Below are 14,643 nucleotides of genomic sequence, written 5' to 3'. Positions count from 1 at the left end.
CGAGAAGGAGTGGCGGCCGAGCGACGAACAGTTGCGCGCGCGTCCCGAATGGGCAGACGAGACCGACCGGCCGATGTTTTCGTTGATCGCCGCACAGCGTTGACGACGGCAAGACAGGCGCTTGGCTATGTGCTAGTGCAGGGCATCGGGAAACATCACAAGAAGGGCGCTCAATGACCTCGCAATTTCTCTCCCACCTGCGTACCGAACTTGCTGCACTGAAGGATGCCGGGCTTTACAAGTCCGAGCGTGTCATCACGTCGAAGCAGGCGGGCGAGATCGCCGTTGCTTCGGGCGAGCGGGTTCTGAATTTCTGCGCCAACAACTACCTCGGGCTCGCCGACAACGAAGAGCTTGCCGAGGCGGGGAAGAAGGCGCTCGACCGCTATGGCTATGGCATGGCCTCAGTGCGCTTCATCTGCGGCACGCAGGAGGAGCACAAGCAGCTCGAGGCGCGCATTTCCTCCTTCCTCGGCATGGAAGACACCATCCTCTATTCCTCGTGTTTCGACGCTAACGGCGGCCTCTTCGAGACCTTGCTCGGCGAGGAGGATGCGATCATCTCGGACGCGCTGAACCATGCCTCGATCATCGACGGGGTGCGCCTCTCGAAGGCCAAGCGCTTCCGCTATGCCAACAACGACATGACGGCCCTGGAGGAGGAACTGAAGAAGGCGCAGGGCAGTCGCTTCAAGCTGATCGCCACCGATGGCGTCTTTTCGATGGACGGCATCATCGCCAATCTGCAGGGCGTCTGCGATCTTGCCGAAAAATATGGTGCAATGGTCATGGTCGATGACAGCCACGCCGTCGGCTTCGTCGGCAAGCATGGGCGCGGGTCAGCAGAGCATTGCGGGGTCGAAGGCCGGGTCGATATCATCACCGGCACGCTCGGCAAGGCACTCGGGGGTGCTTCCGGCGGCTATACCGCGGCCAAGGCGGAAACGGTCGAGTGGCTCCGCCAGCGGTCGCGTCCCTATCTGTTTTCGAACACGCTGGCGCCAGTCATTGCCGCTGCATCCCTCAAGGTATTCGATCTCATCGAGAATGGTGCTGCGCTGCGCGAGCGGCTGGCGGCCAATGCGATGCTGTTCCGCTCCGAGATGACGAAGCTTGGCTTCACCCTTTCCGGCGAGGGGCATCCGATTATTCCGGTCATGCTCGGCGATGCCAAGCTGGCGCAGGACATGGCGGCGCTGATGCTGAAAAAGGGGGTCTACGTGATCGGCTTCTCCTTCCCGGTTGTGCCGAAAGGGCAGGCACGCATCCGCACGCAGATGTCGGCCGCGCATTCGCGTGCCGACGTCGAGCGGACGATCGCAGCCTTCGCGGAAGCTGGCCGCGAACTCGGTGTCATCTAAAGGGTTTGGGAGCGTAAGATCATGTCGAACATGATGAAGGCACTGGTCAAGGCAAAGCCGGAGGTCGGGCTTTGGATGGAGCATGTTCCCGTTCCCGAGGTCGGGCCGAACGATGTGCTGATCAAGGTGAAAAAATCCGCGATCTGCGGCACCGATGTGCATATCTGGAACTGGGACCAGTGGGCGCAGAAGACCATTCCGGTGCCGATGGTGGTTGGCCACGAATTCTGCGGCGAGATCGCACAGATCGGCTCGTCGGTAACGAAATATCATGTCGGCGAGCGGGTCTCCGGCGAGGGACATATCGTCTGCGGCAAGTGCCGCAACTGCCGTGCCGGGAGAGGGCATCTGTGCCGCAATACGCTGGGCGTCGGCGTCAACCGCCCCGGTTCCTTCGGAGAGTTCGTCTGCATTCCCGAGGCGAACGTGGTGCCAATCCCGGATGATATTCCGGACGAGATAGCCGCGATCTTCGATCCATTCGGCAACGCCGTGCACACGGCGCTGTCCTTCGATCTCGTCGGCGAGGACGTGCTTGTCACCGGCGCTGGCCCGATCGGCATCATGGGGGCGCTGGTCGCCAAGCGATCGGGGGCGCGCAAGGTCGTCATCACCGATATCAACCCGCACCGGCTCGCGCTCGCCCGCAAGCTTGGCATCGACTATGTCGTCGACGCCTCGAAGGAGAACCTTGCCGATGTGATGAAGTCGATCGGCATGACCGAGGGCTTCGACGTCGGGCTGGAAATGTCCGGCGCCGCTCCGGCGTTCCGCGACATGATCGACAAGATGAACAATGGCGGCAAGATCGCCATCCTCGGCATCGCACCCGCCGGCTTCGAGATCGACTGGAACAAAGTCATCTTCAAGATGCTTAACCTGAAGGGCATCTATGGTCGCGAGATGTTCGAGACCTGGTACAAGATGATAGCCTTCGTGCAAGGCGGGCTGGATTTGTCACCCGTCATTACGCACCGGATCGGCATCGATGACTTCCGTGAGGGGTTCGAGGCGATGCGCTCCGGCAATTCCGGCAAGGTGGTTATGGATTGGAACTGAGGGGGATTAATGATTTACGAGGGAAGCTGCCATTGCGGCAAAATCGCATTTGAAGTGGACGGGGAGTTCACCTCCGCCCTTGATTGCAATTGTTCACTTTGCCGGCGGCGTGGAGGACTGCTCGCCTTCGTTGCGCGCGACAAGTTCACGCTGAAAACGCCGCGTGAGAACCTGTCGACCTATACGTTCAATACGCGCACCATTCAGCACCGCTTCTGCGACACGTGCGGCATTGCTCCTTTCGCCGAAGCCAAAATGCCGAATGGTGCCGAGATGGCGTGCATCAACGTGCGCTGCATTCCCGCTGTCGATCTTGCAGGTCTAGAGATCCAACCCTGGGATGGGCAGTCTCACTGAGCTTTCGACCCGGATCGAACAACTAGCGGCGGGCAAGCGAATCTTGGTGGCAACTTTGCCGTTCAAGAAGAATGCCTGCTGCTCTTGTCTTCTTGTGGTGACATCCTATTTATGCTTGGCAATCGCTTGAGCGGTTCCGGGCCTGTGGATAAGGCTTTTTCCGGGTTTTCTGAGGGTTTTTTGCTAGAAAAGCTTGACGAGAACAAAAAATATGGGAATCACCGTTCGACTTGGAAAGCGGTGAACTGGGTCAAGGGCGGATCGCACAACCATGGCCGGACATATGATGACTTTTAAGCTCTGTCGTCCGTCGCCGGCAATCGTGGTTAATCAGGCATTAAATCTCATCCCGTTAGGTGGGACTAGGTGATTCGAGACGGTCGTTTGCCGCGTATCGGCTGCGTGCGGCCGTTCACTGCGGCGAGTTTGAATAGCGTCAGGAAGGCGACGACATAAATGGCAACCAAGGTCAAAGAGAACGAAGAAGCGGAAGTCGAACGCGACGGCGGCACCGACGGCCCTCTTCTCGATCTTTCCGATGACGCGGTCAAGAAGATGATCAAGGCCGCGAAGAAACGTGGCTATGTGACGATGGACGAGCTGAATGCTGTCCTGCCGTCCGAAGAGGTGACGTCCGAGCAGATCGAAGACACGATGTCGATGCTGTCCGATATGGGCATCAACGTCATCGAGGACGAGGAAGCCGAAGAGGCGGGCGCTAGCGGCGGCGACGACGACGATTCCAGCTCCGACGACGAAAGCGAAGGCGGCGAACTGGCCCCTTCTGGCGGTACCGCCCTTGCGACCGCCAAGAAGAAGGAGCCGACCGATCGTACCGACGATCCCGTGCGCATGTACCTGCGCGAGATGGGCTCGGTAGAGCTTCTGTCGCGCGAAGGCGAAATTGCGATCGCCAAGCGCATCGAGGCCGGCCGCGAAACGATGATCGGTGGTCTCTGTGAGAGCCCGCTGACGTTCCAGGCGCTGATCATCTGGCGTGATGAACTGAACGAAGGCACGACGCTGCTTCGCGAGATCATCGACTTGGAAACGACCTATTCCGGTCCCGAAGCCAAGGCTGCGCCGCAGTTCCAGAGCCCTGAGAAGATCGAGGCTGACCGCAAGGCTGCCGAAGAAAAGGAAAAGACGCGCCGCGTCCGTTCCGGCGACGACGACATTACCAATGTCGGCGGCGAGGGCCTGCCTCCTGAGGAAGAGGAAGAGGACGAAGACGAGTCCAACCTGTCGCTCGCCGCCATGGAAGCGGAACTGCGCCCACAGGTCATGGAAACGCTCGACATCATCGCCGAGACCTACAAGAAGCTGCGCAAGCTTCAGGACCAGCAGGTCGAACAGCGCCTTGCCGCGACCGGCACGCTGTCGTCCGCACAGGAGCGCCGCTACAAGGAACTCAAGGATGAGCTCATCAAGGCCGTCAAGTCTCTGTCGCTGAATCAGAACCGCATCGACGCCCTCGTTGAGCAGCTTTACGACATCAACAAGCGCCTCGTTCAGAACGAAGGCCGCCTGCTGCGTCTGGCTGAATCCTACGGCGTCAAGCGCGATAGTTTCCTCGAACAGTATCAGGGCGCCGAGCTCGATCCGAACTGGATGAAGTCGATCGGCAATCTGGCCGCCCGCGGCTGGAAGGAATTCGCCAAGGGCGAAAACACGACGATCCGCGACATCCGCCAGGAGATCCAGAATCTCGCAACGGAAACCGGCATTTCGATCTCGGAATTCCGCCGCATCGTGCACATGGTGCAAAAGGGCGAGCGCGAAGCGCGCATCGCCAAGAAGGAAATGGTCGAAGCGAATCTTCGCCTCGTCATCTCCATTGCCAAGAAGTACACGAACCGCGGTCTGCAGTTCCTCGACCTCATTCAGGAAGGCAACATCGGCCTGATGAAGGCGGTAGACAAGTTCGAATACCGCCGCGGCTACAAGTTCTCGACCTATGCGACGTGGTGGATCCGTCAGGCGATCACCCGCTCGATCGCCGACCAGGCCCGCACGATCCGCATTCCGGTGCACATGATCGAGACGATCAACAAGATCGTCCGCACGTCGCGCCAAATGCTGCACGAGATTGGCCGCGAGCCGACGCCGGAAGAACTGGCCGAGAAGCTCGCAATGCCGCTCGAAAAGGTCCGCAAGGTCCTCAAGATTGCCAAGGAGCCGATCTCGCTCGAAACCCCGGTGGGTGACGAAGAAGATTCACACCTCGGCGATTTCATCGAGGACAAGAACGCGCTGCTGCCGATCGACGCCGCCATCCAGGCGAACTTGCGCGAAACGACGACCCGCGTTCTGGCATCACTGACACCGCGCGAAGAACGCGTTCTGCGTATGCGTTTCGGCATCGGCATGAATACGGACCACACGCTCGAAGAAGTCGGCCAGCAGTTCTCGGTCACCCGCGAGCGTATCCGTCAGATCGAAGCGAAGGCACTGCGCAAGCTGAAGCATCCGAGCCGCTCCAGAAAGCTCCGCAGCTTCCTGGACAGTTAGGATTTTGTCTTCGACCAAACGCATCCGAGAGCCGGGCCTTGTGCCCGGCTTTTTACGTTTGGCGCGCATCTGCGGGCCGGGGTGTTTCTTGTTGTCGAACGGGGACAGGAGTAAGGTACACCCCACGGGGGAAGGGACCGACCACAGCGCATGAGCGAGGTCGCCATAGCCTGTTGCGTGGGCCAAGACCCTCCGTTGGGAGGTGTGCAATGACCACTTACATCGTGCTTATCAATTGGACGGATCAGGGCATTCGCAACGTTCGCGACTCGACAAAGCGCCTGGACGCGGCAAAGAAGCTGCTTGGCGACATGGGCGGCTCCTTCCAAAATTTCTTCCTGACGATGGGCGATCATGACCTTGTCGCCGTATGCGAGGCACCTGACGATGCCGTGATGGCCCGTTTCAACCTGTCTCTTGGAATGGCCGGCAATGTGCGCACGCGGACATTGAAGGCATTTCCGGAGGCCGCCTATCGCGAGATCATAGGTTCGCTGGGCTGATTTGTCGGGCTGCCGGGCCTGCTGCTGGCAAATATGTGGATCATGTCCTGCGCCGACGCATTGCGTCCGTGGAGCGCGAGGCTTTTTTGTTTTATGGCTTGATGATGCCTTCTTAAAAGGCCACATCGGTAGCGTGGCGTAGGGCATCGTTCGTAGGCATGCAGCAGGTTTCGGCAAAAAAATGGGGAGCGTTGGGCTGGGGCATCTTTGCCTCCGTGCTGTTGCACCTTGCCGTCGTCGCCTTCTTTCTCGTGAAGCTGCCCGTGCCTGCTCCCCAGCCGGAGGAGGAAACCGTCAGCGTCGACCTCGTGCCGCCGCCTGAGGAAAAGAAGCCCGAGGAAAAGCCGCCGGAGCTGAAGATGCCGGAAGAGCCGAAGCCCGAGGAGCCGAAGCCGGAGGAGAAGAAGGCGGAAGAAAAGCCGGCCGAGAAGCCTGCGGAACCGCCGAAGGAAGCAAAGGCCGAGCAACCTCCGCCACCTCCGCCACCGCCGCCACCACCCCCGTCGCAGGAGGCAAAGGCGCCGGAAGAGAAGCCACCGGAAAAGCCGCCGGAGACGGCTGCTGCAGAAAATGCCCAATCCAAGGAGCAGGCCGGCAAGTCGCAACCACTGTCGGTGCTGCGACCGGTGGTCGAATTTGGCGACAAGGATACCGGACCAGAAAAATCCAATGAGGGGGATGCCTCCGTCGCGGGCGTGAAGCCAGATGTGGCGCCTCCTTCAGCCGAGCCCAAGCCGGAACCCCTTCAGGATCAAGCGAAGCCAGAGGAAACCGCGGAAGCAGCCAAGGCACCCGAAAGCAAGGAACCGCCAGCCAATCCGGTTCCTGAGGATGTCGAACTCCCGCAGGTCGACCTGGCGGATAATCATGCCGAGAAAAATGGCCCTGCCGCCGGAACTGCAAGCGAAGCCAAGACGAGTTTCGAGCAGGCAAAGCCGCCCGCCGCAGCAAAACCCGAGGTGACGGCGACCACCGCGGTGGACAAGCCGACCGAATTGACGGAGGCGAAGACGCTGTTCTCCCAGAATATGACCAACGATCCGGTGGCGCGAACTGCAATGGGTGATTTGCCGCGCAGCGCTCGTGTCGCCGAACTGTGTAGTTCGGAACTGCGCCAGCAACTGATACACTCACCTTCTGGTTACAGGCCCGAGATGTTGCCGCGCGCTGGGTTGGCGCAAGGGACGGTCCTTGAATTAAAGGGGGTTGCGTTCCGCGCCAGTGCCCGTTGGTATGATGTGAGCTTTCGGTGTGAAGTCGATGCCGGTGCCACAAAAGTCGTATCCTTTGCCTACGACGTGGGAAATCCGATTCCAAAAAGCAAATGGAAGAGCCGCAGGCTCCCTAGCTTCTAGATGCCGTCGCGTGGCATTGAGGAACATCATGGACGTGTCTGATTTTTGAAAATTGCGGCGGACCTTGGATCCAGTTCGACGCAAGAATGGGGCCTTAGCTTTGTCTCATCGCCACATGTCGGTGGCGCCTGAAAGGACAATGAGATGTCGAACGAGATCGAGCGCTTCTTCGAATTGCAGGATGAGGCAACCAAGGCGGCCTTTGTCGAAAATCGCGGGGACGAGCTCACCGACATCCTGGTCGCCGCGCTTGAGGATGTCTTTGCGATCCTTGCCGACGACGATTTTCGCGAAACGATCCATTGAGCAGTCAGGCTGACCAGTCTTGATGGCTTGACGCGATCGCTGCATCGACCGATTTCGCTCACCGTTGTTTTCAGTGGCTTGCGCTGGCACTATGCGTTGTTACCTCGGAAGCGCAGACATGACTCGCAGTCAATTTCGCATGTTCAGGTCGGTCGTTCCCGGCATCGAGGCCGTGGCTGCCGATAGCAACCAAAGCTTCGCGCGCCATACGCATGAGCAATTCGGCATCGGGCTGGTTTCGTCAGGGGCGCAAAAGTCCCTGAGCGGCCGCGGGATGGTTGAGGCGGGTGCCGGCGATATCATCACGGTCAATCCGAACGAAGTGCATGATGGCACGCCGATCGGTGAGGGCCGATCGTGGCGGATACTCTACTTCGATCCTGATATGATCGCTGCCAATGTGTCGGAGATCACGGAGGGGCGGCGATCGGCGGTCGAGATTTCCCATCCGGTCCTGCATGACACGGCGATCGCCGCGTGCTTCGAGGCAGCCTTTGCGGTGGTGACCAGTGCGGGAGAGCATCGACTGCAGCTTGAGGAAGTCCTTCTTGAACTCGTCGCCCGTGTCGTTGCGGAGGTCGTGCCGAATGACGGGCAGACGGCCCCTCAGTCCATCCGGACTGCGCAGGAAATGATCGACTGCGATCCGGCTGTCGCGATCTCGCTGTCCGATCTCGCCCGCGCAAGCCACCTCAGCCGATTTCAGGTGTTGCGCGGTTTTGCCAAGGCGACCGGCATGACACCACATGCCTATCTGGTCCAGCGCCGTATCCATCTTGCCCGACGCATGATCGCCGGCGGCGCGCCCTTGGCTGAGGCTGCCGTTGCCAGCGGCTTCGTCGACCAAAGCCACATGACGCGCGTGTTCGTGCGCAAATATGGAGTTTCCCCGCGCGCCTATGCCAATGCGCTCGCCTGACTGCGCTGCAATTTCATACAAGATCGCCGTGCGGTTTTCGTCTTTCTTCTGCGCAAACAGGAGAAGACGATGCAGCGACATGTGCAAGGTTACCTCTATCTGACGTTGGCGATGATCACAGTCGGCAGCACGGTGATCGCAAGCCGGGTCATTGCATCAGGCATGCCGCCACTCACGGCAACAGCTTTGCGCTTCGCCACAGCCTTCCCGTTCTTCGTGCTGTTGATGTGGATGACCCGGACGCGCTTGCCGGGCTTGCCGCCTCGCGACTGGATCATCCTGGTCGTTCAGGCTGGTGCCGGTAGCGTTGGCTACACAACCTTGCTGATCTCGGGCCTGAGGCTGACGACCGCCGCCGACGCGGGCGTCATCATTGGAACGCTGCCAGTCGTCGCCGGGGCGCTTTCCGTCGCGGTTTTGGGCGAGCGGCCACATTCATCGATGGTGTTGGCGATCGCGCTGGCGGCAGCCGGTGTTCTCTTCATTGCTCTTTCGCCCGACGCAGGGAGTGGATCCCTACTTGGCAACGCGCTGGTTTTCGGAGCCGTGATCTGCGAAAGCCTGTTCATACTCCTGAACAAGAACCTCAGTTCACCGATCCCGGCGCTGACACAATCCGCGTTGATGACGGGGATCGGCTTCATTGTCGCTATGGTCGCGGCCCTCTTGGTTGAGGGCGTGCCGAGCGCATTGCCTGCGAGTGCAATGTCGGCGGTGATTTACTACGCACTCGTGCCGACTGTTGCCGGCTTCATTCTCTGGTATGCGGGGGCCGAGCGTGTGAGTGGTGTTGAGGCGTCGCTCTTCACCGCAGTCGCACCGGTCTCAGCGCTGTTGCTGGCCTTTTGGATCCTCGGTGAACCGCTATCGGGATACCAGATCGGCGGGGTCGGATGCGTGCTGGCGGCTGTCTTTGGGCTTGGGGTGCTTCAGCGGCGGGCGACAATGGTGAGGTAGAACACGGCCAAGGCACACTACGATGTGCGCAGGTTCGCCACTCGGATGAAGCCAGCGCGATTGCGTTCGTCTGACCGGCCCATGAAATTCGCCACGTCGGTCCCTATATCTGATTTCTGGCCGAAAGGAGCTGTCGATGTCTGCACAACCGATGAAGATACCTGGTCCCGATCATCCAATCACCGTCAGGCCCAATCCGGCGCGCGTCGTCGTAAAGTTCGGCGGTCAGGTCATTGCCGACAGTCGCAACGCGTTGACGCTGAAGGAAGCGTCCTATCCCGGCGTGCAATACATACCGCGCGCTGATGTCAACATGGCGCTTCTGACCCGAAGTGACCACCATACCTCTTGCCCCTATAAGGGGGAGGCCTCGTATTTCAACATCGTTTCGGGTGGTGACACCGCGGGGAACGCGATCTGGACCTATGAAGATCCGTATGCTGCTGTCAGCGAGATCAAGGCGCATCTCGCCTTCTACCCCGATCGGGTGGACTCGATCGAGGAGTTCCCGGGTTAGTGTGGTGCAAAGCCACCCGTGGCGAGTTGAAGCGGCGTTGTTCGATATCGGAACCGTTCTGCCCCATGGCATCTGATTGATCGAGATATCTTGCTGCCGAAGCGTGGCATGCTTTGGGAAAAGCAAGGCCGGTCCGGCAGGGAAACCGGACCAGTCCCCGTAACTGATCGGAGGTCAATCGGATCAGAAAACGCAATACTGGGCGGCGCCCAAGGTTGATCCAGGGCGCCGGGATTTCGAATTAGAACGCGCGCTGCAGGCGGAAGAAGCCCTTGGTCACTTCGTCGGCGTCGTCCGGATCGGTGTAATCGACCGTTGCCTTGGCGTAGAGGTTGTCGACAATCTGATAGTCGACGGTGATGCCGACCTTCCATGCATCGCCCAGACCGTCGAAGGAATCGCCGTGGAAGGTGTTAAGATCAGGCACATAGTTACCGAAGTACTGGGCGATCGGGGTAATCGTCCACTTGTCGGTAGCCTTGATCGCGTATTCGGCGGCAACCGTCCATTCCGACTGAGAGTAGTAGGAGTTCGGGCCAGACGCATAGACAGCTGCCAGGCCGAGCGTGCCCGGGCCGATATCAGCGAAAAGCATGCCGCGGACAGCACCTTCTTCGTTGTCGGTGTCGTAACCGCCGATAAACTGGTAGCTGATCGCGCCGGCCTTGCCGCCGATGCCGAAGGCAACGCCGACGTTGTTCGGGTTTTCGCCAGTCTTGTAATAGCCGTCTTCAAGCTCGTCTACGCTGATACCGGCGTAGAAATCGCCGTTTTCGTACTGGTAGCGAATGGAGTTGTGCAGCGTCTCGAAGCTGGACAGGACGTCTGGCTCGCCCGAAAGGTCGTCATCCCACCAGCTGTAGAACAGACCAGCGCGCAAACCGGCGATATCAATGTATGCCGAGTCCAGAATGGTGGAGGTCGAAGTGTTGTCGCCGTTGTTACGGAAAACGATCACGCCGGTCAGCGGACCATATTCCGTGTCGCTCTTGGCCGTGAACTGAACCTGGGCGCGTGTGAAGGCGTTCCAGTCCGACGTACCCTTCTCATCCGGGCCGCCGTCAACCTGGAAACGAATGTAACCACTGACCTTGAGGCAGGTTTCGGTGCCCGGGATGTAGAAATAGCCCGTGCCGTACGCGTCGCAGACGCGGACGTATTCAACCGGCTCGGGTTCAGCTGCGACGATTGCGTCCGCAGCAAAGACCGGCGTCGTGGCAGCAGCAAACGCTGCCGCGGAGGTCAACAAAGCCATCCGTATGTTCATTTGAAATCCATTTCCTTTTCGATTGAACCGCCGCCAGGGGAGATGGGGCCGTTCCGATAGTTTGCCTTTCGGCTGGCGGATCAGCGAACCGCTGGAGCCTTAATTTCATCCTTGATTAAATCTATCAATTCTCCCGGTGACAAAATCCCTGTTTGCGACGGTTCTTTGATGTGTTCTGTTGTTTTTATGTAACAATATCAAATACTTAAACACATGACTCCTCTGCGTCGCAGTTGTGCGGCGCATGCCAATCCTTATGCTGTTCTCGGGGGCTCGTGGGAGCGCGTGTGACGCCATCATTGCAACGGCGCCAAAGGAAATCCCACCGCAGATAGTCCCGCCGCAGGCCAAATTGAAGGGCACTGATTGGAACGCAGTGTTCCAAATTTGGAACGAAATCTCGTTCCATGCGGTTGGCATCACCCCCTAGTAGCGGTAAGCGATAACGATCGCAGGCCTGTCGTGCTTACTGAAAGGGGTGCCCCGATGCTGAACGCAGAGGGCGTTTTCCAGGATCTGAACGATTTCGTCTATTTTGCCGCAGTCGTCCGTCACAATGGCTTTTCCGCCGCCGGGCGGGTGCTGAACATGCCGAAATCGAAGCTCAGCCGGCACATAACAGCGCTGGAGGCAAGACTCGGCGTCAGGCTACTGGAGCGGACGGTCAATCGATTCCGGGTGACGGAAATCGGACGCGCCTTCTACAATCACTGCGAAAACATGATGCGCGAGGCAGAACGCGCCGCGAAGGCCATCAACGATGCGACCGGCGAACCGCAGGGGCAGATTCGTATAAGCGTGCCTCACGGATTGCTGGATGGCTCGCTTGGCGCCATGATCCCGGCGTTTCTCAACCGTTACCCCAAGGTTCAGCTGCAGATACTCAGTACGGATCGACGGGTCGACATCATCAACGAGCGCCTCGATCTCGCAATTCGCGCGCAATTGGCCGAAGAGACGGATTCCGAACTGACGATGCGCGTGCTCAGCAAGGTGGATCTGATCCTTGTGGCGAACCAGAACGTTGCGAGTTCGCTGCCGTCGATCGAAGGTGTCGAATGCTTGGCTGACGCTCCGACGGTGTCTTTTGCCGGGCCGCTGACGGAGTGGCAGGACTGGGATGTCTGGGAGTTCACCGGACCCGATGGCAGCCGATATCGGCATCAGCACAAGCCGCGCATGAGCTGCCGCAGCGTGGCGGCCGTGCTGGAAGCGATATACGCCGGGGTAGGGGTCGGGCTTCTGCCCGACCATATCTGCGCCGAGGGAATTCGCGATGGCAGGCTCGTGCGCCTTCTGCCCAATCACCAGATGTCCCAGGCGACGATCTACCTTGTCTTCACCGCAACGCGAGGACTGCCGACAGCCGTTCGCGCGCTCGTCGATTTTCTCGTCGAGCAGTTCCGAAGCCTGCGCGCCGCCACGCAGTGCCAGGAGGCCGAGACACGGGCACAGGCGAAGGGTGGTCAGACCCGGCTTGTCGAGATGTCCGGCGCTCAGCCTGCGTAGGCCTCGTCGAGCGCCGCGATATCGATCTTCACCATCTGCATCATCGCGGCCTGCACGCGCATCGCCTTTTCTGCGTCCGGATCGTTGAGATAGCGCATCAGCGCGTCGGGTATGATCTGCCAGGAGACGCCGAACCGGTCCTTCAGCCAGCCGCATTGCTGCGGCTTGCCGCCATTAAGCAACCGTTCCCAGTAATAATCGACCTCTGCCTGATCCTTGCAACGAACGAAGAATGAGACGGCCTCACTGAACTTGAACTGAGGGCCGCCGTTCAGGCCCATGAACTGCTGGCCTTCCAGGTCGAACGTCGCGGCGAATGCCTTTCCATCCGGGCCTCGCTTCACCTGCGGGTCCCCGGCATTCTTGAATATCGCCCTATAAAAGCTGATGGCGTCGTCGAGCTGGTTATCGAACCAAAGGCAAGGCGTGATCTTCTGCATCGGTTGTCCTCCTGGCGCTTAATCTGTGGCAAGGACGCCGAAAGAGGAGGGTTGCCGACAACGACCAGGCAATTATTCCCGATCGGAAGGTCGCGGCAATTCTCTTGCCTATCGCCGATCCCGCCTAATCTTAGTTTGAAGAGGGCTGTCGGTCCAAGCCAACGCCGTTCGTCCTTGGACGTGCAACAACGCAAAAGGGAGAAAACCATGTCCTATGTCGATGGGTTCGTCGTGGCCGTGCCGCAGAAGAACATTGAGGCGTACAAGGCGTTTTCGGCGACAACCGGTGCGATCTGGAAGTCTTACGGTGCGAAAGAGTACGTGGAATGCATCGCCGACGACGTGCCGTATGGGGAACTGACTTCGTTTCCGCGCGCTGTGCAGGCGGCGGACGACGAAGTCGTGGTTTTTTCCTGGATCGTTTATGGCTCACGCCAGGAGCGCGATGACATCATGGCGAAGGTGATGGCAGACCCTCGTCTTGAAGGCGACGAGTGGAAGTCGATCTTCGATGGCAAGCGCATGATTTTCGGTGGGTTCGTTCCCTTTCTGCAGCTTTGAGCAGCGGCGCAGAAGCCCTCATTGACATGAGGGCTTCTGCGCGCCACGTCTCATAACGGAGACGTAAGCGGAACAGCAGCGATGCCCCAGAAGATCATCAGTATTTCCACCAGGGGCCAGGGCCTTTACGAGTTTACGGCGGAGGCAGCATCCTTCGTTCGCGCCAATGGCGCGGCCGAGGGGCTGCTGACCGTTTTCGTGCGCCACACCTCGTGCTCGCTGCTCATTCAAGAAAACGCCGATCCGGACGTGCGAACCGATCTCGATGCATTCTTTCGCCGACTGGTGCCTCCCGCGTCCGATCCTTCGATGCGCTGGATCGTTCATACGACCGAAGGACCGGACGATATGCCGGCGCATATCAAGGCTGCGTTGACGCAGGTTTCCCTCGGCATTCCGGTTGTCGGCGGGCGGCTCGCGCTCGGCACGTGGCAGGGGATCTACCTGTTCGAACACCGTGACCGGCCGCATCGGCGCGAGATCGTGCTGCATCTCAGCGGCTGAACCGCAACTGAACGGCCGGTGCGAAGATCATTCATTTTCAGAGGGTTATCGTCGCCACAATCCCGCGTGGGAGATGTAAGGAACCGTTCAAAGCTCGTGTCATGACCCATTTCGTCGCCAAGGCTTCCTTTGCCGCCATCATCGCATTGGCCTCGAACCCGTTCGGGGCACCGACCGCCTCGGCTTCGGAATGGGGACGTGCGCCGGTTGTCGATGTCCAATACCGACCCGTCTATGCCTGCTCGCCCGTGCACGCTTTCCAGAAGGCACGTTGGACAGGTCTGCGCTACGCGCGCGTCACGAACGTCACGCCGCGGCGCGTGGTCATTTCCGGCCGCAATCATCGGGGCTGGGACCAGATCGTGTTCGCCAACGTTGGCGGATGCCCCTTGATCCGCCGCTGATTGGCGTCGTCCACAATGGCGCCGTCAGCTTGCCTTGGCCTCGCCATTTTCGCCCTGCTTTGTGCGAATCGCATATGAATGCGCAGATCCGGAAAGGTTGGACCTGACCTTGC

Annotated in this window: 16 protein-coding genes; 14 read left to right on the top strand and 2 right to left on the bottom strand. The window is 59.5% G+C overall.

The annotated features are described in order from the left end of the window. Positions 1 to 173 precede the first annotated feature (173 nt). The 10 genes from ACSQ9D_RS11890 to ACSQ9D_RS11845 all read left to right on the top strand — a co-directional run bounded on the left by ACSQ9D_RS11890 (position 174) and on the right by ACSQ9D_RS11845 (position 9,845). The gene (locus ACSQ9D_RS11890; protein ID WP_436282397.1) at positions 174 to 1,361 is read left to right on the top strand and encodes a glycine C-acetyltransferase; all 1,188 of its coding nucleotides are present in this window, start codon (positions 174 to 176) and stop codon (positions 1,359 to 1,361) included. A 21-nt stretch (positions 1,362 to 1,382) separates the two neighbouring features. Continuing rightward, positions 1,383 to 2,420 (top strand): L-threonine 3-dehydrogenase, encoded by a 1,038-nt coding sequence (gene tdh / locus ACSQ9D_RS11885; protein WP_436282396.1) that lies wholly within the window; start codon positions 1,383 to 1,385, stop codon positions 2,418 to 2,420. Positions 2,421 to 2,429: 9 nt separating this feature from the next. After that, complete coding sequence (locus tag ACSQ9D_RS11880; RefSeq protein WP_037118051.1) at positions 2,430 to 2,777, top strand: GFA family protein; 348 nt, start codon at positions 2,430 to 2,432, stop codon at positions 2,775 to 2,777. A 456-nt stretch (positions 2,778 to 3,233) separates the two neighbouring features. Beyond that, a complete protein-coding gene (rpoD, locus tag ACSQ9D_RS11875) occupies positions 3,234 to 5,288 on the top strand; it encodes an RNA polymerase sigma factor RpoD (RefSeq protein WP_007790109.1) in 2,055 nt (684 codons plus the stop codon). A gap of 209 nt (positions 5,289 to 5,497) precedes the next feature. Further along, positions 5,498 to 5,791 (top strand): GYD domain-containing protein, encoded by a 294-nt coding sequence (locus tag ACSQ9D_RS11870; protein WP_007790116.1) that lies wholly within the window; start codon positions 5,498 to 5,500, stop codon positions 5,789 to 5,791. A 158-nt stretch (positions 5,792 to 5,949) separates the two neighbouring features. Next, on the top strand, positions 5,950 to 7,146 hold the full coding sequence (locus ACSQ9D_RS11865) for a DUF930 domain-containing protein (RefSeq protein WP_436282395.1): 1,197 nt from the start codon (positions 5,950 to 5,952) through the stop codon (positions 7,144 to 7,146). Positions 7,147 to 7,290: 144 nt separating this feature from the next. Next, the gene (locus ACSQ9D_RS11860; protein ID WP_167371551.1) at positions 7,291 to 7,452 is read left to right on the top strand and encodes a hypothetical protein; all 162 of its coding nucleotides are present in this window, start codon (positions 7,291 to 7,293) and stop codon (positions 7,450 to 7,452) included. 118 nt (positions 7,453 to 7,570) lie between these two features. Continuing rightward, entirely contained in the window at positions 7,571 to 8,371 is an 801-nt protein-coding gene (locus ACSQ9D_RS11855) for an AraC family transcriptional regulator (protein ID WP_436282394.1), read from the top strand. Positions 8,372 to 8,440: 69 nt separating this feature from the next. Next, positions 8,441 to 9,328 (top strand): DMT family transporter, encoded by an 888-nt coding sequence (locus ACSQ9D_RS11850; protein WP_436282393.1) that lies wholly within the window; start codon positions 8,441 to 8,443, stop codon positions 9,326 to 9,328. Between the two features lie 136 nt (positions 9,329 to 9,464). Beyond that, positions 9,465 to 9,845 (top strand): DUF427 domain-containing protein, encoded by a 381-nt coding sequence (locus tag ACSQ9D_RS11845; RefSeq protein WP_436282392.1) that lies wholly within the window; start codon positions 9,465 to 9,467, stop codon positions 9,843 to 9,845. Positions 9,846 to 10,086: 241 nt separating this feature from the next. Here the strand turns inward: ACSQ9D_RS11845 and ACSQ9D_RS11840 are convergent, their stop codons facing one another. Then, positions 10,087 to 11,112 (bottom strand): porin, encoded by a 1,026-nt coding sequence (locus ACSQ9D_RS11840; protein WP_436282391.1) that lies wholly within the window; start codon positions 11,110 to 11,112, stop codon positions 10,087 to 10,089. A gap of 486 nt (positions 11,113 to 11,598) precedes the next feature. Here ACSQ9D_RS11840 and ACSQ9D_RS11835 point away from each other — a divergent pair, with 486 nt between their 5' ends. Then, entirely contained in the window at positions 11,599 to 12,621 is a 1,023-nt protein-coding gene (locus ACSQ9D_RS11835; protein WP_436282390.1) for a LysR substrate-binding domain-containing protein, read from the top strand. Here ACSQ9D_RS11835 and ACSQ9D_RS11830 read toward each other — a convergent pair. After that, positions 12,609 to 13,061, bottom strand: coding sequence for a VOC family protein (locus tag ACSQ9D_RS11830; RefSeq protein WP_436282389.1), 453 nt, complete (start codon positions 13,059 to 13,061; stop codon positions 12,609 to 12,611). The genes ACSQ9D_RS11835 and ACSQ9D_RS11830 overlap by 13 nt on opposite strands. 207 nt (positions 13,062 to 13,268) lie before the next feature. Here ACSQ9D_RS11830 and ACSQ9D_RS11825 point away from each other — a divergent pair, with 207 nt between their 5' ends. The 3 genes from ACSQ9D_RS11825 (at position 13,269) to ACSQ9D_RS11815 (ending at position 14,530) form a co-directional block, all read left to right on the top strand. Continuing rightward, entirely contained in the window at positions 13,269 to 13,622 is a 354-nt protein-coding gene (locus ACSQ9D_RS11825) for a DUF1428 domain-containing protein (protein WP_436282388.1), read from the top strand. Positions 13,623 to 13,703: 81 nt separating this feature from the next. Then, positions 13,704 to 14,126, top strand: coding sequence for a secondary thiamine-phosphate synthase enzyme YjbQ (locus tag ACSQ9D_RS11820; RefSeq protein WP_436282387.1), 423 nt, complete (start codon positions 13,704 to 13,706; stop codon positions 14,124 to 14,126). A gap of 101 nt (positions 14,127 to 14,227) precedes the next feature. Beyond that, positions 14,228 to 14,530 (top strand): hypothetical protein, encoded by a 303-nt coding sequence (locus ACSQ9D_RS11815; RefSeq protein WP_436282386.1) that lies wholly within the window; start codon positions 14,228 to 14,230, stop codon positions 14,528 to 14,530. Positions 14,531 to 14,643 lie beyond the last annotated feature (113 nt).

The sequence above is a fragment of the Rhizobium sp. LjRoot258 genome, assembly GCF_964254185.1.
Classification (GTDB): domain Bacteria; phylum Pseudomonadota; class Alphaproteobacteria; order Rhizobiales; family Rhizobiaceae; genus Rhizobium.
The sequence above is the reverse complement of the archived record's forward strand: the minus strand, read 5'-3'. Positions and strand labels throughout refer to the sequence as shown.

Excerpts from the sequence above, each read along its gene's own strand:
- ACSQ9D_RS11890 (WP_436282397.1), top strand. The coding sequence starts at position 174 with ATGACCTCGCAATTTCTCTCCCACCTGCGTACCGAACTTGCTGCACTG.
- tdh (WP_436282396.1), top strand. The coding sequence starts at position 1,383 with ATGTCGAACATGATGAAGGCACTGGTCAAGGCAAAGCCGGAGGTCGGG.
- ACSQ9D_RS11880 (WP_037118051.1), top strand. The coding sequence starts at position 2,430 with ATGATTTACGAGGGAAGCTGCCATTGCGGCAAAATCGCATTTGAAGTG.
- rpoD (WP_007790109.1), top strand. The coding sequence starts at position 3,234 with ATGGCAACCAAGGTCAAAGAGAACGAAGAAGCGGAAGTCGAACGCGAC.
- ACSQ9D_RS11870 (WP_007790116.1), top strand. The coding sequence starts at position 5,498 with ATGACCACTTACATCGTGCTTATCAATTGGACGGATCAGGGCATTCGC.
- ACSQ9D_RS11865 (WP_436282395.1), top strand. The coding sequence starts at position 5,950 with ATGCAGCAGGTTTCGGCAAAAAAATGGGGAGCGTTGGGCTGGGGCATC.
- ACSQ9D_RS11860 (WP_167371551.1), top strand. The coding sequence starts at position 7,291 with ATGTCGAACGAGATCGAGCGCTTCTTCGAATTGCAGGATGAGGCAACC.
- ACSQ9D_RS11855 (WP_436282394.1), top strand. The coding sequence starts at position 7,571 with ATGACTCGCAGTCAATTTCGCATGTTCAGGTCGGTCGTTCCCGGCATC.
- ACSQ9D_RS11850 (WP_436282393.1), top strand. The coding sequence starts at position 8,441 with ATGCAGCGACATGTGCAAGGTTACCTCTATCTGACGTTGGCGATGATC.
- ACSQ9D_RS11845 (WP_436282392.1), top strand. The coding sequence starts at position 9,465 with ATGTCTGCACAACCGATGAAGATACCTGGTCCCGATCATCCAATCACC.
- ACSQ9D_RS11840 (WP_436282391.1), bottom strand. The coding sequence starts at position 11,112 with ATGAACATACGGATGGCTTTGTTGACCTCCGCGGCAGCGTTTGCTGCT.
- ACSQ9D_RS11835 (WP_436282390.1), top strand. The coding sequence starts at position 11,599 with ATGCTGAACGCAGAGGGCGTTTTCCAGGATCTGAACGATTTCGTCTAT.
- ACSQ9D_RS11830 (WP_436282389.1), bottom strand. The coding sequence starts at position 13,061 with ATGCAGAAGATCACGCCTTGCCTTTGGTTCGATAACCAGCTCGACGAC.
- ACSQ9D_RS11825 (WP_436282388.1), top strand. The coding sequence starts at position 13,269 with ATGTCCTATGTCGATGGGTTCGTCGTGGCCGTGCCGCAGAAGAACATT.
- ACSQ9D_RS11820 (WP_436282387.1), top strand. The coding sequence starts at position 13,704 with ATGCCCCAGAAGATCATCAGTATTTCCACCAGGGGCCAGGGCCTTTAC.
- ACSQ9D_RS11815 (WP_436282386.1), top strand. The coding sequence starts at position 14,228 with ATGACCCATTTCGTCGCCAAGGCTTCCTTTGCCGCCATCATCGCATTG.